Source organism: Listeria monocytogenes (assembly GCF_041765605.1).
Classification (GTDB): Bacteria; Bacillota; Bacilli; order Lactobacillales; family Listeriaceae; genus Listeria; species Listeria monocytogenes_D.
On the sequence record NZ_CP168900.1, the window covers coordinates 1,257,753 to 1,279,545 of the forward strand.

Annotated in this window: 26 protein-coding genes; 21 read left to right on the forward strand and 5 right to left on the reverse strand. The window is 32.7% G+C overall.

Features of this window, described 5'->3' with window-relative positions; all coding sequences use genetic code 11:
* The first annotated feature begins 3 nt into the window (after positions 1-3).
* The 13 genes from AB2Q86_RS06520 to AB2Q86_RS06580 all read left to right on the forward strand — a co-directional run bounded on the left by AB2Q86_RS06520 (position 4) and on the right by AB2Q86_RS06580 (position 8,974).
* Positions 4-1,596: a prophage endopeptidase tail family protein gene (locus AB2Q86_RS06520; protein WP_012581451.1), complete on the forward strand. Its 1,593-nt coding sequence runs from the start codon at positions 4-6 to the stop codon at positions 1,594-1,596.
* Positions 1,596-1,820 (forward strand): hypothetical protein, encoded by a 225-nt coding sequence (locus AB2Q86_RS06525; RefSeq protein WP_012581450.1) that lies wholly within the window; start codon positions 1,596-1,598, stop codon positions 1,818-1,820. Before AB2Q86_RS06520 ends, AB2Q86_RS06525 begins: the two co-directional genes overlap by 1 nt.
* Positions 1,820-3,739: a glycosyl hydrolase family 28-related protein gene (locus AB2Q86_RS06530; protein WP_012581449.1), complete on the forward strand. Its 1,920-nt coding sequence runs from the start codon at positions 1,820-1,822 to the stop codon at positions 3,737-3,739. The genes AB2Q86_RS06525 and AB2Q86_RS06530 overlap by 1 nt, the downstream gene beginning before the upstream one ends.
* 11 nt (positions 3,740-3,750) lie before the next feature.
* Positions 3,751-5,025, forward strand: coding sequence for a BppU family phage baseplate upper protein (locus AB2Q86_RS06535; RefSeq protein WP_014589054.1), 1,275 nt, complete (start codon positions 3,751-3,753; stop codon positions 5,023-5,025).
* 16 nt (positions 5,026-5,041) lie between these two features.
* Positions 5,042-5,362, forward strand: a complete 321-nt coding sequence (locus AB2Q86_RS06540; RefSeq protein WP_012581447.1) for a hypothetical protein — start codon at positions 5,042-5,044, stop codon at positions 5,360-5,362.
* On the forward strand, positions 5,363-5,509 hold the full coding sequence (locus tag AB2Q86_RS06545) for an XkdX family protein (RefSeq protein ID WP_012581446.1): 147 nt from the start codon (positions 5,363-5,365) through the stop codon (positions 5,507-5,509).
* A 25-nt stretch (positions 5,510-5,534) separates the two neighbouring features.
* Positions 5,535-5,990, forward strand: a complete 456-nt coding sequence (locus AB2Q86_RS06550; RefSeq protein WP_012581445.1) for a hypothetical protein — start codon at positions 5,535-5,537, stop codon at positions 5,988-5,990.
* Complete coding sequence (locus tag AB2Q86_RS06555) at positions 5,957-6,352, forward strand: hypothetical protein (protein ID WP_012581444.1); 396 nt, start codon at positions 5,957-5,959, stop codon at positions 6,350-6,352. The genes AB2Q86_RS06550 and AB2Q86_RS06555 overlap by 34 nt, the downstream gene beginning before the upstream one ends.
* A gap of 12 nt (positions 6,353-6,364) precedes the next feature.
* Positions 6,365-6,613, forward strand: coding sequence for a phage holin (locus tag AB2Q86_RS06560; RefSeq protein ID WP_012581443.1), 249 nt, complete (start codon positions 6,365-6,367; stop codon positions 6,611-6,613).
* Positions 6,613-7,443 (forward strand): M15 family metallopeptidase, encoded by an 831-nt coding sequence (locus AB2Q86_RS06565; RefSeq protein WP_012581442.1) that lies wholly within the window; start codon positions 6,613-6,615, stop codon positions 7,441-7,443. Before AB2Q86_RS06560 ends, AB2Q86_RS06565 begins: the two co-directional genes overlap by 1 nt.
* 245 nt (positions 7,444-7,688) lie before the next feature.
* Positions 7,689-8,090, forward strand: coding sequence for a hypothetical protein (locus AB2Q86_RS06570; RefSeq protein WP_014589055.1), 402 nt, complete (start codon positions 7,689-7,691; stop codon positions 8,088-8,090).
* Positions 8,083-8,412: a hypothetical protein gene (locus AB2Q86_RS06575; protein ID WP_041176506.1), complete on the forward strand. Its 330-nt coding sequence runs from the start codon at positions 8,083-8,085 to the stop codon at positions 8,410-8,412. The genes AB2Q86_RS06570 and AB2Q86_RS06575 overlap by 8 nt, the downstream gene beginning before the upstream one ends.
* Positions 8,405-8,974 (forward strand): hypothetical protein, encoded by a 570-nt coding sequence (locus AB2Q86_RS06580; RefSeq protein ID WP_012581439.1) that lies wholly within the window; start codon positions 8,405-8,407, stop codon positions 8,972-8,974. The genes AB2Q86_RS06575 and AB2Q86_RS06580 overlap by 8 nt, the downstream gene beginning before the upstream one ends.
* Before the next feature lie 70 nt (positions 8,975-9,044).
* Here the strand turns inward: AB2Q86_RS06580 and acrIIA1 are convergent, their stop codons facing one another.
* The 5 genes from acrIIA1 to AB2Q86_RS06605 all read right to left on the reverse strand — a co-directional run bounded on the left by acrIIA1 (position 9,045) and on the right by AB2Q86_RS06605 (position 11,887).
* On the reverse strand, positions 9,045-9,494 hold the full coding sequence (gene acrIIA1, locus AB2Q86_RS06585; protein WP_012581438.1) for an anti-CRISPR protein AcrIIA1: 450 nt from the start codon (positions 9,492-9,494) through the stop codon (positions 9,045-9,047).
* 4 nt (positions 9,495-9,498) lie between these two features.
* Positions 9,499-9,849, reverse strand: coding sequence for an AcrIIA2 family anti-CRISPR protein (locus AB2Q86_RS06590; protein WP_012581437.1), 351 nt, complete (start codon positions 9,847-9,849; stop codon positions 9,499-9,501).
* Positions 9,850-9,880: 31 nt separating this feature from the next.
* Positions 9,881-10,258, reverse strand: a complete 378-nt coding sequence (gene acrIIA3, locus AB2Q86_RS06595) for an anti-CRISPR protein AcrIIA3 (protein WP_012581436.1) — start codon at positions 10,256-10,258, stop codon at positions 9,881-9,883.
* 105 nt (positions 10,259-10,363) lie between these two features.
* Entirely contained in the window at positions 10,364-10,573 is a 210-nt protein-coding gene (locus tag AB2Q86_RS06600) for a hypothetical protein (RefSeq protein ID WP_012581435.1), read from the reverse strand.
* Between the two features lie 873 nt (positions 10,574-11,446).
* Complete coding sequence (locus AB2Q86_RS06605) at positions 11,447-11,887, reverse strand: ankyrin repeat domain-containing protein (RefSeq protein WP_012581433.1); 441 nt, start codon at positions 11,885-11,887, stop codon at positions 11,447-11,449.
* 453 nt (positions 11,888-12,340) lie between these two features.
* On the opposite strand from AB2Q86_RS06605, the gene AB2Q86_RS06610 reads away from it, so the two are divergent.
* From AB2Q86_RS06610 to AB2Q86_RS06645, 8 genes are all read left to right on the forward strand, one after another.
* On the forward strand, positions 12,341-12,751 hold the full coding sequence (locus tag AB2Q86_RS06610; protein WP_012581432.1) for a Cys-Gln thioester bond-forming surface protein: 411 nt from the start codon (positions 12,341-12,343) through the stop codon (positions 12,749-12,751).
* A 90-nt stretch (positions 12,752-12,841) separates the two neighbouring features.
* Positions 12,842-14,467 (forward strand): collagen binding domain-containing protein, encoded by a 1,626-nt coding sequence (locus AB2Q86_RS06615; RefSeq protein WP_012581431.1) that lies wholly within the window; start codon positions 12,842-12,844, stop codon positions 14,465-14,467.
* Positions 14,468-14,779: 312 nt separating this feature from the next.
* Positions 14,780-15,199 carry an RNA polymerase sigma factor gene (locus tag AB2Q86_RS06620; protein ID WP_003736406.1) on the forward strand — a complete coding sequence of 140 codons (420 nt, stop codon included), beginning with the start codon at positions 14,780-14,782 and terminating at the stop codon, positions 15,197-15,199.
* A 2-nt stretch (positions 15,200-15,201) separates the two neighbouring features.
* Complete coding sequence (locus tag AB2Q86_RS06625; RefSeq protein WP_003736407.1) at positions 15,202-15,444, forward strand: helix-turn-helix domain-containing protein; 243 nt, start codon at positions 15,202-15,204, stop codon at positions 15,442-15,444.
* Between the two features lie 506 nt (positions 15,445-15,950).
* Entirely contained in the window at positions 15,951-16,319 is a 369-nt protein-coding gene (locus AB2Q86_RS06630) for a hypothetical protein (protein WP_012581430.1), read from the forward strand.
* A 68-nt stretch (positions 16,320-16,387) separates the two neighbouring features.
* Positions 16,388-16,843, forward strand: coding sequence for an SUKH-3 domain-containing protein (locus AB2Q86_RS06635; protein WP_014589058.1), 456 nt, complete (start codon positions 16,388-16,390; stop codon positions 16,841-16,843).
* Positions 16,844-17,057: 214 nt separating this feature from the next.
* Positions 17,058-17,420: an Imm51 family immunity protein gene (locus tag AB2Q86_RS06640; protein ID WP_012581428.1), complete on the forward strand. Its 363-nt coding sequence runs from the start codon at positions 17,058-17,060 to the stop codon at positions 17,418-17,420.
* A 667-nt stretch (positions 17,421-18,087) separates the two neighbouring features.
* Complete coding sequence (locus AB2Q86_RS06645; RefSeq protein ID WP_012581427.1) at positions 18,088-21,777, forward strand: MucBP domain-containing protein; 3,690 nt, start codon at positions 18,088-18,090, stop codon at positions 21,775-21,777.
* The last annotated feature ends 16 nt before the right edge of the window (positions 21,778-21,793 follow it).

The window sequence follows — 21,793 nt, forward strand, 5'->3', positions numbered from 1 at the left end:
TTTATGTCTGACGTATATGTAAGAACAGCAACCGGTAAGGTTCAGGAAGTCCTTCTCTCTCATAGCAATTTCAAAATTGATTTTCAAACAAATGTTAGTTGGAATTGTAGCTTTTCAGCATTTTTAAATGACAAAAGTAAAACAGCTTACGATTTGATACAAAATGAAAATATAATCATATATGAGGGACAACAATATGTGATAAAAGAATTGAGCCTAGTTGATGAATGGACAAAAGAAGTATTCGCGCAACATATTGCTTGGGAATTTCAAAACCATATTCTCGCAGCATCAGAGGAAGAACAGAAAAATGTTAAATACACTTTGAAACAATACCTCGAAAAGTCAACCAAAGGAAATATTTTTGACTATTCATTTGTTATTCACGGTTCTTTTCCCACAATAACATTTGAGAATGACATCGGTGGGAAAAATGGAATTGAATTAATCAAAGAAGCATGTGAACAGTTTGGATGTTTTTTTTATCCTGATAACAAAATTTTACATTTATATAGTGAAAACATGTACTATAAATCAAGTGAAGTTACGTTGCGCTATTTATTTAATACGAAAGATGTCAAAGTATCAGTTAATACTAATGAGTTACGCACTCGTATTAAAGCATATGGAAAAAAGAAAACAACAAATGGAAAATATTCTATTCGTAAAACAACAGATTTAACATTAAATGGAACATTTATTAAAACAGGAACTTGGTATGCAGAAAATCCAACTTTAAGCACAAGTTTTAGCGCAAATGTCAATGTGTCATACGATGGTGACTCTATCTTTTTTGATTTGAAACAAGGAAATCATGGAGGCATTGTTGAATTGTTTTTTGACGGCAAAAATGTAGGGAAATATTCCCAGTGGTCATCAAGCTCAAAATCAAGACAAATTATTATCACTAATAATGCTAGCAAAGGGGATCATGTAATCACTTGTAAATTTAGCAATGAAGATAGTGAACATAAAATGAGTAGTAAAACAGTTACTGAATATATAACAGATGTCAAAACGGGAAAAAAGGTTAAAGTGACAAAACAAGTAAAAACACCAAATTGGTTATATGTAGGCACAGCGACAGGCAATGTTACATGGAGTGTATATAACACTACAGGAAACAATAAATATTATGCATTTGTTGATTACATTAGTCCTAATGCCAATTTATATGGAATTCGTGAAGCGAATAGTGTTTTTGAAGAGAAGTATTCTGATGACAAAGCCTTGCTAGAATTTGCAAAAAAACAAATTTTAGATGTTCCAGAAACTTCTTTAGAACTAACTTATACTGGTACAGAAGACTTAAATCCGCGAGATACGATTCGCTTTATACATGAGCCGCTGGGGTTTAACACAGATTTGAAAGTTGTGTCTATAACCAAGCCTCATGGGTTATCAGGACAGCCTATTACTGTTAATTTTAGTAATACAAAAAAAGACATAGTAAAAATACAACAACGAATTGCCCAAATGGCTAAATCGGCATCTTTGAAAGCATCTAACTCTATTAACAGTATAACCATGTTGCAAGATTCTATTTCTGATCAAGCTTTAGAAAGCGAAGTTGTGGGGGAGGTGGAAGATATTTAATGACAGAAATTAGAGTATTAAAAAATAACGGTGATATTTATTATCCACAGACGCATGCTCAAGCGGTTATGAATTTAAATGAAACTATCACTAAGGAAATGAATCAAACTGTGTTTGATTATATTAGAATCGCGAGTCCAAACGGGACAGTCTTTAGTTTAAGTGTTACTAACGATGGTTTATTAAATATTATAGAAGATGTATCTGAACAGGAGGTAAAATAATGTCAAGAATTAATTTAAATACGAGTGACATAGGAGTCAGTTTAACAAGGGCAAATATGAATGCCATAATTGATAATTTTAAAAGCATTCAAAATTGTTTAAACGACAACTACACAAATTATAATAATCACAAAACTAAAGATAATGGAGCCCACACTACAAATCAAATAAATGTAACATCATCATACACGTTACAGAAAAATTTAGAATGGTTACAAGAGACAATTGACAATCTAGTGATTGGAGCAAATGGTGACGGTGTTGCTGAAACAAAACAAGCTAGAGTTAGCTTTTTTGATAATAAAGCTTTTGAAACAGTTAATAGTCGTCTTTTTTCAGATTTTAAATTTGCATCTGATCGTTTACATGAGTTAGATGAAAATTTAAATAAATACATTACCAATGTTAAATTGTTTGGTGCTATAGGCGATGGAGTTAATGATGATACTGAAATTATTCAATCATTATTACTAAGTAATAAAACAGAGCTTTTCATTCCTAATGGGACCTATGCAATCAAAAAAAATCTATATGTACCTGCTAATACAACAATAACATTTGAAAGCAAAGATGCTATTTTTAAACGTATGTCAAGTGATGTTAATTATTTATTTATCAATTATGAAGATGGAGTTCCGCACAAGAACTATGATGGTAATGGAAATATAAATATTTTTGGTGGAACGATTGATATAAATGGTGCTGAATTTCCAACAGTTTGTTCCGCAGTGATGTTAAGGCATGCTGATAATTGTCATTTTAAAGATATGCTAGTTCTAGATACAGTAAATGGACATGCATTTGATGTCAATGGGTGTCGAAATATTTATTTCGATAATGTAGAATGTTTAGGATGGAGAGACGTGACAGTCGATAAATCATTGATAGCGCAAGAAGCCTTTCAACTATCTGTTGCTTCCGAGGATGTTTACGATATAGCTGTTCAAAATGCTTATTCTAATAGAGAGATTTATTTTAATAATTGTAGAACTGGTAATTCGAAAACAGCAGGTAGCGTGGCATATAATGTAGCAATTGGTAATCATAGCGCGTACACGGTTTCGAACGGTGTAAATATATACATTACAAATTGTCAGTTTGATGGTGGCAATTACTATGCTATTCGACTTTTTGGGTTTAAGAATGTATTTGTGCGAGGATTGAAAGTGAATGATTATCTAGGTTTAACAGCATTGCATAGTAGTGCGGGTTTTACTTATAATCCTGATTTAACAAAAAACTATAGTGTAGATATGACAAGTGAGAATATACATTTTAAAGATGTTGATTTTTATTCGAAAAAAACTAATACAGATAGACAAGCTATTCTAATTGTTGGTTCTACAAGTGAAGAAGGAATTAGGTTGAATTATTCAAGGAAAATATCTTTTAACAATGTAAGAATGAATGGAACATACGAACGAACAACCAACCTCGCGTATATAAGAGATGCTATTTCTGTAATGTTTGATAATTTTACGGCTTACGATTTTTTAGCTGGAATAAGAGGGACAAGAAACGAGTTTATTAGTTTTTCAAGGATTTCTTTAGATCATATTTCAACAGAAGCTGTTTATTTTACAGATACTAAGTTTTCAGAAATCACTACGTCTTCTTTTGTAAATTGTGCTATTGACAATAGCAATGGAGTCGTTAGTTTTTCTAATGGGTGTGCTAATAACACAATAAGTGGTAGTAATATCCGATTGGGTGGATTAGGAAATCAAAAATATGGAGTTGTAATGACAACTGATACTCACCACTGTCATTCATTTAACAATTTTTTAGAAGGAATGATAGGGGCCGCAGCAACAAGCGGAAGTAAATGCTATAATGGTTCATTATTCTATGAAGGTTCAAAAATGTACGTTGGATTGGTTGTAAACGGAATGTTTCAATTACAAGAAATAACCGCATAAGGAGGAAGATGATGACAATAAAAAAGATTGGTACAACTAAACTTGAGACTAGCGCCTATTATCAACCTATTGGAAATACTGGCATTAAGTTTTGGAATATGGATTCTAATACCTCAATTCTTCAATTTCAAATAACAAGAAATAATATTGTTTTACCTTTAGGCTTAAACAACGTCATTGCTTATATTACTCTAATAGCAAGCGATGGAAGTCATTTAACTGATACATTAGAAATCATTGATGAATTGAAAGGTATTTTATCATATCAAATTCCCAATGATTTTTTAATGCACACAGGAACAGTTCAGGGGCAGGTTTATATTAGTGTGAATAACACAGAAGAGACAGTAACGGAAGCTGAGTTTATTTTTGAGATTGAAGATGCATTAATCAACAAGATAACAAGTGATATAAAAATAAAATATATTCGTATTTTTGATGATTTAAAAAAAGATATTGAAAAAAAAATAAAAAAAATCATTGCTGATATTGACTCAGGAGATGATTATGTAACAGCTATACAAAACGTGTCTATTGATGCCACCACAAAAATAAATGCGAAGTATGACGACTTACAAACACGATTCGACAATTTAAATCCCTCGCAGCTCGCAAAAAAAACAGGTGATACTTTCACTGGATCATTGCAATTTGACGGAGTACCAACAATCTTTCAAGCGAAGCAGAGCAATGCTTGGTGGTATCGTCTAACATCAGAAAATAGCACAACTTGTCAGCAATCTTTGTTTCCAACAATTGTTTCAGGTATAAACGGCATTCAAGGAGCTGGTTATAACTTTAAACAGGCATACTTGAAGTTAAATAACGTCGATGTAGAAACAGTTACAGGTGCGCAAGCAAGAGCAGACAAAGCACTTGATGACGCGAAAACAGATTCACAAGCGAAAGCAAATCAAGCTTTAATAGATGCGAACATCTATACAGACAACTCGAGTAAAGAAAAGCTCGTATGGTCTGGTTCGTCCTACTTTCTTGATACGCATACCTTCAGCTGGGACGCCGCAAAAGTAAAACATGGCGTATTACTAGAATTCTCACGTTACATTCCGGGCACAGGGGTGCAGGACTATGGTTATATCCAGTATTTTTTCTCAAAAGAATATCTAGTAAGAAATAATAATAAAGCAACTTGGATAAATATGCCTGGAGCAACAGATGCAGCTAAGAAAACGGTTAGACTAACACCAACAAGCGTCAGTGGAGATGCAACAAATGGTCAAGCACAAAGCACGAGTTACGCATTAAGAACAGTGGCAATCTTTTAGGCAGGAGGTAATTAACATGAAGTCATTTGTTACAGTAAATAGCGATGGATACATCGATATGTGGAGTAATCATAAATTAGAAGGATTTATAGAAGTTGAAACAGCAGAAAATAACATGAATCTAATTAATGTGTGCAAAATTGAAAACGGTAAAGTTGTTTTAGATGAAAAACGACAGCAAGAAATTATTGCTAGTCAACGAGCAGAGAAAACAGAATTAGAATTGTTAAAACAAGAAAATGCAGATATGATGCTATATGTTGCAGAAGTTGAACAGAAAACGCAGCAAGATAATGCAGATTTATTATTATCTCTAGCGGAAGCAGGTGTTTTGTAAATGATTAACTGGTATGAAAAAGTAAAAGATTATTTTTTAGGTGGCTACTATACTGAAGCAGATGTTAATAAATTCGTTACTTTAAAAAAGATAACGAGATCACAAGCAGATGAAATAATCGCTATGAAAGAAGCAAAAGCCGAGTAGGCTTATTTTTATAGGGGATGATTAAATGAAGAAAGCCTGGGTAAAAATCAAATTGCAACTATATGATAAGCCATATAAAGAGTATTTGAGTATTCTTTATTTATTACAGGTTAGTTTATTCAGCATGGTTACGGGTGGTTTCTTAATCGTCAAAGGCGATGAAATTATTGAGCAGAGTAAAACCTACAAATTAATGGCAAACCTCATGACAATGGATACATGGGGTTTTTTGTTTGTGATCAGTTCTGTTTTGATCTTCATTGCAGCATTTCAAGAAACAAAGGCTAAATTTATCAATATGCTGATAGGAGGACTTGTCGGGGTGTTTGTCCTCTTTTTATATGCAAGTGCAAGTGCTGAAAGTCAAGCGACACAGCTATGGCCTATACGCTACGGATTAAGCGCTTGTTTTAATCTATTTGTATCAATCGCAGGAGGCTGGGAGTTATGGAGGATGAAAAAGATAGAAAAAGATATGTGACCCGGCTCGATCTTTTAGAACATGGCGATAAATTAAAAAAAGAGATCAGAACCGAAATCAAGGAGGTTGATAAAAATGTAGACGAACTGAGGGAAGATATGGGCGAGCTAAAAGATTTAGTATTACCAATTTCAGGCGCTTTACAGCAAATTGTAGATAATACCAAAGAGACTGCCGTATCTTTAAAAGGAGTTATCGAAAAGCAACAAGCACATGATATTGAAATGGCAGAGTTTCGTATTTCCAGCAAACAAAAAGGAAAGAAGCGAGAAGGAAATACAACAATAATCGTGGCGATCATTGGGGGTATTTGTACCATAATCGGAACAATGCTCACGGTTGCACCACTAATTTGGCATTAGGAGGAATAATAAATGAACAAAATCAATTGGAAAGTAAGATTTCAAAATAAAGTGTGGGTAGTCGCATTAATTGCGGCTATTTTCTTTGTAGTTCAAGCAGTCTTGTGGGTGTTCAATATTGAATGGGACTACAACGACCTATTACAGCGCATCATTACCGTGGTTACGGGAGTGTTTGCTGTAGTAGGCTTAATTATTGATCCTACAACCGCAGGAAGCAAAGATAGTGACTTAGTGATGAAAAGAAAGGATGATAAATAATGACTATGTATTATGAAGAAAGAAGTAGAAATAACATTGCTAAACTTGCTACAAACACGAGAGCAAAAGCACTGGAATGGTTTAACTGGTGTTGTAAAAATGGGATTGAGATTTTAGTATATGAGACTATTCGAACAAAAGAGCAACAATCCGCAAATGTCGCTAATGGAAAATCGCAAACAATGCGTTCTTATCACATCGTTGGACAAGCTTTTGATTTTGTAATGACAAAAGGCAAAACTGTGGATTGGAGTGGCTATAAAACAGCTACAGCGAAGAAAGCTATCGCAAAAGCGAAGTCCCTTGGATTTTCATGGGGTGGGGATTGGAGCGGTTTTTTTGACTGTCCACATATGCAATATGAATACAAGGGCTATGGGACAGATAAATTTACAGCAGATACTCCAACTACTACGAAAAAAACAGGTAAACAAGGAGTGTATGCACGAGGTAATTTAAACATCCGCACAAAAGCAACGTGGGATAGTACTACAGCGTTTAAAGTGCCTGTTTACTACTATGCGCAAATTTTATGGGATACAAAACAAGGAGAGTGGGTGCAAATTGAGTTTCAAGGCAAGAAAGGCTGGTACAAACCGAACTTTAAAGATTATTGGTTCGAGAAAGACCCTTGCATCGCTTATATCTGCACAGCAGATGTTAATTTCCGGAAAAGTTCAAAATGGGATAGTCCAGTTGCACAGAAGAAGAAAAAAGGCGATACTGTGCGAATGGTAAAAAAAGCAAAAAATGGTTGGCTAGAGTTCGGGCTAACGAATGGAGTTATTGGTTATATTCCGAATTCCACAAAATATGTGAAGAAAAAATAATTTTGATGCCCTCGCTTTTGCGGGGGTTGTTTTTTTGTATAAAAAGGATACTTTTGCGATACTTTGTAAGCTAATAAATAAGCTAAAATGAAGATAACATCATTTTGTGGCTGTTTATAGCTGTTAAGCACGTTTAAAAGCGTTTAAAAGATGTTTAAAGTGATTTGGATTTCAAAAAAGGTTTACTTTTTAGCTAAATGTGTATATAGTTAATTAAAGAAATGTAAAATCCGGAGGAAATAACTATGAGTAGGATAGCGTCATTTGTATGTTGTTTAGCTATAGAGCAAGATGATAATCAAATAAAAATTGTGAACCCTATCAATACAGTTAAATTAAAAAGTTTTCCTAATAATTTTTCGTTTATTATAAATTTCACTTTGGTTGATTTTGATTTTAATCCAGAAAATTTATTAAAGTTAACTATTAAAGACCCTTTTGATGAAACAGTATTTGATTCAGGAGAATTACCATATCCTGAAGGCTATGTAAATAATAACAAAATCACAAATAGTATAAATATTGCCTTGAATTTGAATAACTTAACGATAGAAAACGTTGGGGAATATAATATTTTTATTAAAAGTCATGAAGAACAAATTGACTCGTTCCCATTATATTTTGAGGAGGATGTTAGTCATGAATAATAAAGCAGTGTTAGGTGGCGTTCTGTTTTTTACATTGATAAGTGTCCCCGCGCAGACTCCTAAACAGGTGAATTTTGTAAATCAAAAAAAAGAGGATTCAAATGGAAGTATTGTTTATCTAAATTACTGTATGAATGAGTATAACAATGTTCCTGTATTAGAGATAAACCGAGGTAATTTGAATGCTGATGTGAGTGATGATTTATTAGGAAACCAGGTGAAATTAACTGATCGAGAATACGCTGAATATCAAAGTGCGATAAATGAGTACTATAATGAGAATGGTAGTAAGCTTTTTAGCTTAGAAAATTTTTATGCATAATGATTTAGGTAATTATCTCAGTAGTGTTTTTCCAGGTATTGATTTCACCGATAAATCAAATGAAATAAAAAAAGCAATTAAACAATTTGATAAACTTGAAGGAAATAAATTTATCACTCATAACTGCATTACTCATTTAGCTCAAGGAGATATTTTTAAAAATGTTCCATACATCCACTTTAACACTGATACAGGCAACTACATGAAAACTCTTGTTGATGCGATTCTAGTGTCAAATACATGCGATGCATCTAGAAAAGAAAATTTAACCTTTGCTCCTGTATTGCCTATAGCCCTATTTAATGATAACGAATTATCTCATAATGAACTTAAAGCTAATAATAAATTTGCATTTCTATATATTCCTGATATAAGATTGCAAGACAAAATAATAGATTTTAATTCATTCTTTAGTTTTCCTCGAGAAACTTTTGAATCTCTTTTAGATAATCAAAGAGTTGAAAAAAAATACTCTTTAATGTTAACAGGTTACTATTTATATATTACTAAATTAGTTACTTTATTGTGCAGACCTGAAAGCGAAGAAGTAATTAGAAGTTAACCAACCCTAACCACACGTTAGGGCTTTTTTTATGCAAAAAAACACGCTAAACATAAGCTTAGCGTAATTGTTATATCAATTCGTTTTTCTTCTCTTTTAACACAGTGATAGCATTTTCCAGTGCTTTTCGAACATCTTTTTCTATATCTACATGCGTTTCATTTTCAAACCTATTAAATGTAAAAGGAAGCACTTCAATATTCGCACATTCAAACTCTTTAATTAAGCAGTACAACTCAAATTCTTGTGCAGGAAATGACAACTTATACTTATCTAATAAGTGTTTAAATCCAGCAAGATCGTCATAACTTTTTTCCAATTCTGCTAGCTCGATGAAAACATCAAATGTAGATATTCCTGCACACATTGAGAGTGCGCGCAAGAATGAAACAGAATACTTGTTTAACTCTTTTTTATTGTAATCGTTCAATGTGTTTTGCGAGATACCAGTCAGTTTGCTTAACTGATACCTCGTTTTACTGTGTTTTTTTAAGAATTCATCTAATAGTTTTATTGACATATTTTTAGTTCAACTCACTTTTTATAATTACTTCTTGTTTATCGTGTTTTTCCTTATCTTCATCTGTAGCTAGTTTAAAATCATCTTCATTAGTTACTACAAAGTTAATATAATAAGTTTCATCTTCAATATCCAAACGTGTCGAGTGAACTAAAGTTTCATCTAAATATAGCTTGTCATCATCGAGCAGGCAAAGTGCTACTGCATACGCTTCATTTTTTGTAATAACTAAGTAGTCAGAGTCATTAAGTAAATCCTGCGAAAACGCTGGTGTTTGTTCTAATTCTTTACTGATAATTGCTTCAAATTCATTCATCGCGTCATAATATCTTTTTTGTGCTGTTGTTATTGTCATTTTAATCACATTCCTTTTCTATAATATAATTTTAAGCTGCTGTTTGTGGAAACAAGTCATTGTGTAGTTTAACTGCTTTCATTGCACAAGCCCAAACACTTAAGCCGAAATGCTGTTTAGTTTCATCTTTTACACTAGTGAATTTTTCATCATCTGAAATATTAAAACGTAATCCTAGTTTTCTTTCAGCCCAATTCCAAGCTTTAAGTTCTTCGCTTTTAGAGATGTGTTTGATCTCTTTTTCTACTTCTTTAACTTCTTCTTTTGCTTTAGACCAAGCGGCTTTTAAACATACGGAGAAAGTTTTTTCTTTGTCTGTGTAACTTACCCATTCGATATCACTTAACCAAACATTGCTATCAGTGAACCAGTTCCAAGCTTGTTTCATAATTTCTGCCTTGTTAAACATTGTGTATTCCTCCCGTTCCTTTACTATATATATATTATACTACGAATAATCGTAGTAGTCAATAGTTTTATTAAATTTATTTTAAAATAAAAACCCCGAAATTTTTCATTCAGGGCTATTGTCTAATGAAATTATTTCAGTTTTTCTTTGCTTTATTGCAATTTCTAGTTCTTCCAAGTCTTCTAAAGTGGCTTTTTTCTTAATAAAAGATCGCGCAGCTGAACGGCTTTTTAAATAGTTTGCATGTTCTTTGTTCTTGCTTTGCCATTCCTTATTTGCTTTCAACTGCGCGTCAGAGGTCGTTTTTTTCGTCATAATTAATCACTTCCTAATTTTTATTAAGTACACTAGACAAGCTAATGTAGTCAGTATAGCAATGATGGTCAATGCTATATTCTGAAAGTAACTAGCGAGTCCGTTAACACAGATAACAATTAATATAACCCAGATATATTTATTCATAATTTATGAAAGACGTGATATACTTTTAATAGAGGGAGGGGAGTTTCACCCCTCTGATTTAGCGGTTCTTGTCTTTATCATTCTTGTGTATTGTTGTCAGCGCTACTACAAGAGTGATAATTTCAAGGACTGTTTTTATTTCCTCTAAAACATCTTTCACTTTCTCAACTCTTTCTATATTTATATTATAATACATGTATTATATAATTGCAAGTGTTTTAAAAATTTGTGGCATGATTTGTGGCAATCGCATTATAAATGGCTATATATCAACACATATTAATCCCTCTCAGGACGTTAATAGCTATATTAAATAAATCTCTAAAACGTTGAAAACCCTTGATACTAAAGGGTGGATGAACGGGTTGGAGATTTTTTTATCTTATAATACCCGTTTTATTCCATTGTTTTTGTGGCATTTGTGGTATTTTGATTCGTTTTTAGAGTGGAAAAACATCTGCTTTGGACTGATTATGTTGACGCAATTTAGAACTTAAATGACTGTAATAGTATAATGTCGTACTAACATCTGCAGAAACGTATATAATACGCCCATATTTATTAAATTAGATTATCATAACCAAAATCTAATTCAACAAAAATTAGGCTGTAAATCACCGATAGAGTATCGGCAATCTATAGCCTAATTAATTGCTTTTTTTATTACTGTCTCAGTTTAAGGGCAATTCCAAGTGATTCTTTACGTTTATGTTTATATTTAGTTTCCTATTCATCAGACAATAAGTCTTCAGGGGATATTTGGTATTTATTTTGCTTTGTTATATCAGCTCCATTTTCCAATAAAACAGCTATAGATTTAGCTTCTTTAGGTAGCTCCATTGCTGCACGCCATAACGGAGTATTCCCATTACTATCTTCTGCATCAACCATTACTCCTTTTGAAATCAAGTACTCAACTATTTCAGCATAGTCATGCATCGCAGCTAGATGTAATGCTGTCATTCCATTTTTATCCTGTAAATTCAAATTACTACCTTTTTTAATTAAATATTCGATAACGCTCATTTTTCTTTCAACGACTGCTGACATTAACAAAGAACGATTATCTCGATCCACACTATCTATACCATATTTAGTTAGAAAATCGTCAATCTTAGAAAAGTTATTACTTAGTAGTACTGAATATAACTCATTTTCATTAAACATATGTTGCACCTCTTTGTATTATTTTTTCTTTGCTGTTGGTTTCCTTATATGAGTTTTTATAACCAATTTATACGTACTAAATCTCTCGAATTTTACTGATTATCTTATACTATACCAATTATTTTGCAATTTTAGTAGGTTTTCTAATTTTTCAATAAGTGTATAGATATCTTGATTCTTGTTTTCTTCCATAATATAACAAAATAAAACTCAATTAAAAAGCGTACTTAATAGTATGTTTTTTTTATTTTTATGACCCAAAAGAAAATTCTAATTGTAGTAGTTATGCAAGCTATAAAAAATTTGCATCCGTTCTTTGACAACTGAATAAGAAGACGCTCCAATACGATTCAATTTTTAATGAGCAAGAAAAAACACAACCACTTCTGCTACGGGTGAAATGAGCAGAAGTAAAAAGTACATTGACTAAAAACAAAAGGGAGAAACAGACAAATGAATAGTCAAAAAAAGAAGGCTAAAAAAGGAAAAATAATCGCAATGGTGATAGTAGTTCTGATATTAATCAATCAATTTCAACCATTCAATGCAATAGCGGCTGCACTTCGCCTCGATGAAACAGGTTATTTTTACACGGGGATTAGTTTTACTAATGGGCAAAAGTTAGAAAATAAAGATATTTGGAATATGAAAATGGATGGCAAAGATGTCTTTTGTATCGATTCTGCAGCACCAGCGAATACAGAGGATGGCTATAGTGCGGAAACTTATACAGGTGAGAAGAAAGACTTATTATCTAAAGTTGCTTATTACGGCTTTACGCAGTCTGAACAAAGTTACAAAGATTTTGCGACTACGCAATTACTTATTTGGGAAGTGCTTGGTGAACAATTAGAGTGGACATAATTACCTAACTATTGGTCAGATAGAGACGACATTTTAGCAAAGGTGAGAAAGCATGATACTCAGCCATCATGGGATACACAGACAATAACTTTGATTGAAGGGCAAGAGTTTGAACAAGCAGATACAAACAGTGTGACAGATATACTCAATATCACAAGCAATGCGACGGGAATCCAAGTTACAAAGAGCGGGAATACACTCAAATTAAAAGCAGATAAAAATTCTAAATCAGGAGAAATTATGTTTTCTAAAGTTCCAGATTCTGCTTTAGGAACATCGATTCTTTATAAGAAAGCAGACCGACAAAGTTTGGTAGATTTTTATTTACAAGATACTGGGAAGGCTAAGCTGAAAGTAAACGTGAAAAAACTCGGCGGTGTGCGGGTGAAGAAAATAGATCCCCAAACAAATAAAGCCCTGCCAAACACAACGATTAAATTTGAATATGGAAATACATCTAAAACAGTTGTGACAGATGCAAATGGCATTGCGGAACTTGTTGGAATTCCAGAAGGGACACAAGTGAAAATTTCAGAATTATTAGCTCCAAGTGGTTATCACAATATTGGAGAAGTTAAAACAACCATCATTAGACCAAGCGAAACAACAGAACTTATTTTTAATAATAATAAGCAAATGGGAACTGTTAAATTAACGAAAAGTGGACAAGAATTTGGCGCGGACATGCCAAATGACAACTACACTTTAAAAGATGCTTTATACGGGATTTATAACAGCAGTGATGAACGAGTAGGAGAATTAATTACAGATGAAAAAGGCTACGCAGAATCTAGTTCGCTTTCGTTGGGACAATATTATCTGCTAGAAGAAAAAGCCCCTTCTGGTTACCTCTTAAGTGAAGAAAAACTCCCCTTTGAAATCAAGTATGCTGGTCAAGACGTTGCTGTAACAAATACAGAAGTACAAGCAGTGGACGTGGAGCAAAAAGGCACTGCTAAATTAATTAAAGAAGACGCTGAAACAGGTGATATAGCACAAGGGAAAGCTACGTTAGATGGAGCAGTTTATGAATTATATCGTTCATCAGATGATAAGTTAATCGATACAGTGACGATTGAAAATGGCCAAGCGCAATCAGATAATTTATTGCTTGATAGTTATTATTGGCTAGAAAAAGAAGCGCCAACTGGTTATCTGTTAGACAAAGAGAAGCATGCTTTCGATTTAACCTATAACAGTGAAGCCGAAGTAGCTGATGTAACTGTCACGGTGAAGGAACAGGTCATCAAAGAAAAGATTAAAGTAATGAAATACGATGAGGCGACAAAAGAACCTATTAAGAATAATGCTGCTGCCTTTAAATTAAAAGATTTACAAACAGGTGAATTTATAGAGCATGATGGTCAATTAGAATTTATGACAGACCAGTCGGGTGAATTTGTGACAGAAGATTTACCATATGGCGAGTATGAATTGATAGAGATTATTGCTCCAACCAATTATCAGCGGAAGATGGAACCGACTAAAATAACCATTGACGGGAAACATAACGGTATTGTTGAAGTGAAAATTATGAACGCGGAAATACCTAAACCACTTTTGAAGAAATCAACACGTCATACGACAGATCCGACACGAAAAGCGACAGAAGTAAAATCCTTACCACTACTAGGAGATAAAGACGGTATTACGCTATTATTGATTGGTCTAGCACTCGTAGCAAGTAGTTTAGCCATTTATAGGAGCAAGAAATAAAAATAGCGTAGAAAGAAAAGAGAGAAGCCTGATAACTTAGGTTTCTCTCTTTTTTTGAAAACGTAACATCTATTTGAAGAGATTAAAACAGGAAAGGCTTACCAAAATATTTTATAATTTTCATAGAGAGGAGTTTAGCAAAACAGCATAGATTATATTGAAGGAATAGAAAGGCAAAAAAATATAGAAATTTGCTTTTTTTAACATTTTTTCAATATTATTGTCCCAAAAATAGTATTTAGTTGTAATAGTGATGTCGGGGGAAGTATGTCCTGACAATTTTATACGGGGGATAAATCAGGAGGTGAGTAGATGCATCTACAAGCGCACAAAAAACATAAACAACATGCCTTTGATAGCTACTGTAAAAAAATATTAAGGAATGAGACGAGAAATATCTACAAAGAAATTGAACGTCTAAAAAAATATGAAGTGTCCATGGAGAGTTTGTCAGAAAAAGAATTAGGTAAACATGTTATATATGAAAGTAACATGTCTAGTGAGTTTTTATTCTTCGTCGAAAATGTAGGTATGGTAATAGTAACGGGAGAAATCATCGCAGAAGCTATTAAATTATTACCAAAAGAAAAACAAGCTATCATATTACTCTCCTATATTCTCGGTATGTCTGATAGGAAAATTGCGGAAGAATTGAACTTAGTTAGACGCACTGTTTCACGCAGGAGAAATAGAACGTTAGCAGAATTAAAAAAGATAATGGAGGAAGACTAGAAATGAATGAAACAACGCAGAGAAAAAATAGACTAGTACCTTACGAAACAATTGTTGCTGCATCAGAGGGAGATATAGAAGCAATTGGAGCAGTTTTGGACCACTATACGGGCTATATTACAACATTATCTACAAGAGTATTATTTGATGAATATGGAAATCCGCACGCTTGTGTAGATGAAGATTTGCGGCGCAGAATCGAAGCGAAATTAGTTGCGAAATTGTTGCTGTTTAATGCTTCGTGAAACAGAAAAATATAATGTAATGAACGACAAAATCGGGAGTTAAAGTAAATAATTAAATTCTATTATTTTGAATGAAGCATTCGTTTATGTTTAAATATATTTTTTCTATTGTATTGGAGAGTTTTGAAAAACGTAACAGGAACAAAAGATGATGTGGGCTATGATTTAGTTCAATTGAGCAACAAAAGTATATATGGGGAGTCTAGGTTAGGAATCAGTTGATAAATGTTACTGATATGAAAGAGCTAAATTTAATAAAAAGAACTATTAGTGTAAAAAATGTAAGCACTAGTAGTTCTTTTTTTGTCACTTGATTTCTTGCTGCCAATAAAAATATAGTGTTAAATATTAACAGTTTCAATATAAAGAGCTAGCAAATATGGATCCTATTTACCCAATAGAACAACTCAATTGAATGCAAATGGAACTTTACAAATAATAACTTCCATTTGTATACTAAAGATACACATGAAAGTATTACATGATTTAACAAAGGATGAACGTAAATGCAAAGAAAAGTAGAAGAAATTAATCTTTTAGTTAGAGAGGCTCGCCTATGGTTTGACTTTGATATTTCATCATTTAATGGTCATGAACTTGAAATTATTGGTGGGATAGACCTTAGTTATTTTTATGAAATAGAAATTAAATTTAGCAATGTTAGTTTTTTGTCAGGATATACTTCCTTACATATAGACACTTCAAAAGATTTTCTTTTTGTACACAAAGGTAGTTATGAAACTTCGCGGATGAATCTTCCTAAAGTTAGAGATAATTCATATATCTTTGAATTTAAAACGGACGATATAGACGATCTACCTTTTATAGTTATGGCAGAGCAAATAGAATATAAATACGAGCGAGTAAATCTATAAAACTTACTGGAGGATAACAGCATGAATGAGGATGCAGTTCAATTAAATATTCTTGAGAGGATAAACATATGAACTATACATTTGATGAGCGGGTAACCAAAATACTACGACAAAATGATTGGTATCCCGATAGATCTATAAATATTAATAACTACCGTCGCATTTTAGAGGAGAAAAATTATTATTTGAATCAAGGTGCGGAGAGATTTTTAAGTAATATAGGTGGGTTAATCATAACGCATGAAGCTTACTCTGACATTAATGATAAGGATGTTTCGGTGTTTGATCCTTCTAAACCAACAGCGTGGCTAGATCCTGCATGGGTAAAAGAATGTTATGAGGACATCATAAAAGAAAAGTTATGCCCAGTTGGAGTTGGTTTTTCTGAGCATATGATCTTTTTCGTTTCCGAATCCGGTGGCTTTTACGGTGGCTATGATGACTATTTTTGCTTAATAGGTGACAGTGTGGAGAGTGGGCTGTTGAACTTATTTAAAGATCATAATTTTATTAGTTTGAATTAGTTCAAAATTTCAATGACGGAGTAGGTCTTCCTAGCAAAGCGAATACATCATTAAAAGTGCTACTTATGAAGCTCGGAACAAGCGAATTGTATGAAATTGGTATGAAATGAGATTAAATGTACTTTTAACGGATAAATTTTTTACAATAGGGCTAAATTTTGTTAAAGTATAAAATGAAAAACAACGAAGTTATAACTAAAGGAGCCAACACTTCATGGAAAATTACGTATCAATAGTAAAAGTCGAAAACAATCTTTCCGTGTGCTTTTACAACAGCTCGGAGAAAGTAGTAGCAATTGCGAAGAAAATGAATGAGATTAACAAAGATGCTTATATGCATGGTTACAATTGGGAAGCATTTTTTAACTACTATTTACCTAAATATGCTCCAGAGGTCTTAGAAGGAATGGGCTCTGATCCGGAAGCGGAAATGTATGTGGCGTATTACACGCTATCACCTGAAACTGAGGCACGAGCAGAAAAACTTGTTCAAGTAATTACGAATCTCATCGAGAACGAAGAACTACTTTATCAAATAATTGAAAATGAAGGCAATAATATTAGTTGGGATAATTAATCCTTTTTCAAAAAAATCCTTATCTATTTGTTTGTATAGTATTAGCAAGAGGTGAAGAACCTGTATAATATAATTGACGATATTTTAAAGCATTAGATCCTATTGGCAGATGCTCTTAAAACGTTAAACAGTAAAATAAAAAATCTCTAAAACATTTGAAACTCTTTGTAATTAAAAGGTGAATGTTTTAGAGATTTTTTTATCTTGCATTTCCCATTTTTATTCCGTTGTTTTTGTGGCAAATTTTATTAAAACTAGTTCAAGTAATTACGAATCTCATTGAAAACGAAGAACTACTTTATAAAATAGTCAAAAATTAGGACAAGCAGATTATTGAGATGATTGATCCTTTACTTTAATAATAATTTTTATGTAAACTCATCCTTTATTAGGTGTTCTATTGTATGACTTGAGAGTAGTTTTTTTGAGAATTTCAAGCAATAAATTTAAATATATTAGAGAGTCTAAAATTAGCACTAATCCCTAAAAAGATATGAACGATATGTGAACGATGATATCAAGAAATGAAAAAATCTCTATACTACATTCAAATTGTAAGCTTGGGACTGCTATAATTAGTACTTATTGAGGCGATATGATGCCACATACATTAAATACAGAATAAACTCATTCTTTAAGATAATAATTACATCTAAGGAGACTAATCATGAAAAGAAAGATAAGTTCTATCATTGTAGTCGGGATAATGCTCTTTCAATCATTAACTACGTATCCATTTATCACCGAAGCCAAAGAAAATGAACAAAAAGAAGAAATAAATAAACCCTCAAAAATAACTAAGGGATTAACTAATTCCCTAAAATACACTAAGACAATTCTTGAAACAGGGGACACCTATGATAGTGTATTTCCTGACAGTGCTTTAGCTAAAGTAGTTGCTAAAGAAGCAACAGGGTCAGAGAATACAACTCAGCTAGTAACACAAGCAGACCTGAATAAAATCAAATCTCTCAATGGTTATAATAAAGGAATCAGCGTATTAACAGGAATCGATTTGCTAGTCAATGTGACAAGTATAAGCTTGAATAATAATCAAGTAACAGACATTTCTCCAATAGATCAATTACCTAATTTAGTAAGCCTATCGGTAAAAAACAATCAAATTAGCAGTCTTATCTTAAATGCGCAAAATCAACTCCCGAAACTAACAACCATTGATATTGAAAATAATCCTGATCTTAATACTATCGATATCCAAGATCAACCCCAATTGATAGATGTAAAGACGTCCGGTTATACAGGATTACGCAAGTTAACAACGGTAATTGCCAAAAACAATCCAGAATTAGTCAATTTAGGCCAATACACTATCCGAAATGTCTACTTTAGCCAAGTAGCAAGTTTAACGAAAGTTGAATTAGTCAATCTCCCTAAGGTAAGAAAAGTAAACCTTGAGTGGAACAGTATTAATGAGCTAAAAGTTACTGATTTAGCCATTGAAGATCTGCCATTAGGAGAAAACGAATTAACAGATACAGTATTTGATAACATCCAAAATCTGCCTAATTTAAAAACGTTAGACCTGTCAAAAAACCAACTAGAAGAAGTTGTGTTAGACAAAACGGATGTAGAAAATCTACCCAATTTGATGACACTAAATATACAGCAAAATTTGGCTATAAAATTGATAAATGTTCAAGAACAACCCCAATTGGTAGATGTAAAGACTTCCGATTATAAAGAATTATCTGCGTTAACAACAGTAATTGCCAAAAATAATCCAGAATTAGTTAATTTAGGTTATCCCAGTATGCAAAATGTTTACTTTTACCTAGTAGCAAGTTTAACGAAAGTTGAATTAGTCAATCTCCCTAAGGTAAGAAAAGTAAACCTTGAGAGGAACAGTATTAATGAGCTAAAAGTTACTGATTTGGCTATTGAAGATCTGCCATTAGAAGAAAATGAATTAACAGATACTGTATTCGATAACATCCAAAATCTGCCTAACTTAAAAACGTTAGACCTGTCAAAAAACCAACTAGAAGAAGTTGTGTTAGACAAAACGGATGTAGAAAATCTACCCAATTTGATGACATTAGATATACAGCAAAATTTGGCTATAAAATTGATAAATGTTCAAGAACAACCCCAATTGGTAGATGTAAAGACTTCCGATTATAAAGAATTATCTGCGTTAACAACAGTAATTGCCAAAAATAATCCAGAATTAGTTAATTTAGGTTATCCCAGTATGCAAAATGTTTACTTTTACCTAGTAGCAAGTTTAACGAAAGTTGAACTTGCTAACCTTCCAAAAGTAAGAGCAGTTCGATTGGAACGTAATAGCATCAATCAGATTGAACTAAATAATTTAGTTTCAGTAAAAGACGTGAATCTAAATACTAACAAAATAACAAATGATAGTATAGAGAAATTTAAAGGCATGCCTATACTAGCAACTTTAAATTTAAACAAAAACCAAATTACCAATATAAATATGCTTGATGATTTCCCAGAAATGACTACTTTAAATATTGATTTAAACTCCGTCAGTGTTTTACCAAGTAACCTTAAAACAAAGATGCCAAAACTATCGAGAATTAGTGCATTAAATCAAACAGTTACTTTAGATAAAGCAATTGTAGTGGATGATTCCGATTTAATTATTAATAATGAGATTAGTAATTTTGGAAAGTTAACCGATCCAAGCCCAATATCAAATTTTGGAACTTACGCAAATGAAAAAATAACTTGGTCGTCTGAAAGAATTAAAAATTTAACAGAGGTTAGTTTTAAGTTTTCTGAGCTAATTAATGTGACTGGTATAGATGGAACTTTTTCAGGAAAAGTAACACAACCATTTAAAAAATCAACTACACCAGTAATTAATGCAGATTCCGAAATTCATTATCCGCAAGGGACAAAAAAAACAGAAGCAGAGTTTTTAAAGGATATTCAAGCGCAAACAACGGATGATTTATCCATTAAAAGCGATTTTGAAATAATGGTGAATCTCAAGAAAGTAGGAAAATACACAGTAATATTAAACGTAGAGAATATGGATGGAACTAAAGCTAATCCAAAAGAAGTGACTGTTTATATTGATGCTGTACAAGGTGCAAATATAACTGTGAAATATGAAGACAAATCAGGGAATAAACTTGCAGAAAATAGTATATTAACTGGAAATGTCGGTGAAGAATATAGTTCAAGTGAAAAAGAAATTTTAGGTTATACACTAACTGAAATTCCAACAAATGCACAAGGAGAATTTAGTTTAGAAGAACAGACTGTGACATATATCTATTCGAAAAATCCCGTTCCAGCTAAAGACATCACGGTACAATATACCGATGAAGATGGAATAGAACTAGCACCAACCGAAACATTATCAGGTAATTTTGATGAAAATTATGTTACAACAGCGAAGACTTTTACAGGATACGAATTAATTGAAACTCCGAGCAATGCAGAAGGAAAGTTTAGCGAAAATGCACAAACAGTGACCTATGTGTATCGCGCGATTAAAGCAGATCCAATTTTAGCAAAAGAAGTTACGGTGAACTACCAGGACGAATTAGGAGCTAAAATTAGTGAAACGGAAGTATTAACTGGTGAAATTGGTGAAACATACACAACAGTGGCTAAAACAATAGATGGCTATACCTTAATTAAGAGCCCTATTAACGCTAGCGGGATTTTTAACGAAAATCCTCAAACGGTTACCTATGTGTATCAATTACAAAACAACCCAATAACAGCAAATATCACTGTTAAACACTTGGATGAAAACAACAATGAGCTAGCACCGAGTGAGGTACTAAGTGGAATTGTCGATGAAGCATATACAACTAATCCAAAAGAAATAAAAGACTATTCGCTAGTAAAAGTACCAACTAATGCTAGCGGAAAATTCACGACAGAAGCACAAACGGTGATTTATCACTATAAAAAGAACAGTATACAGACATCATCTTATATTACTGTAAAATATGTAGATGAAACAGGGAAAGAGCTGGCCATAAGCGAGGTATTAAACGGAAACATTAATGATTCCTACGCAACTACAGCTAAGGAAATTAAAGGCTACACGCTAGTGGAAAATCCCTCTAATGCAACTGGTAAATTTACAGATCAGGATCAAACTATAAAATATGTATATCGTGCTAATACAGATGAAGTAAATCTAGACCCAGATGTACCAGCGAGAAATCCCAATGGAGATATTCAACCAATGAATGATGCCCAACCACCAATTGAGGTTCCAAAATCCCTGCCTAAAACAGGTAGCCAGCCGGCAAATTTGATCTTTGGATTAGGAGTTTTACTAGTGTTTCTTAGTACCCAATGGCTACATCGAGATAAAAGAAAAAAAGATAAATCTCATAACTGCTGATAACATTTCTTGACAA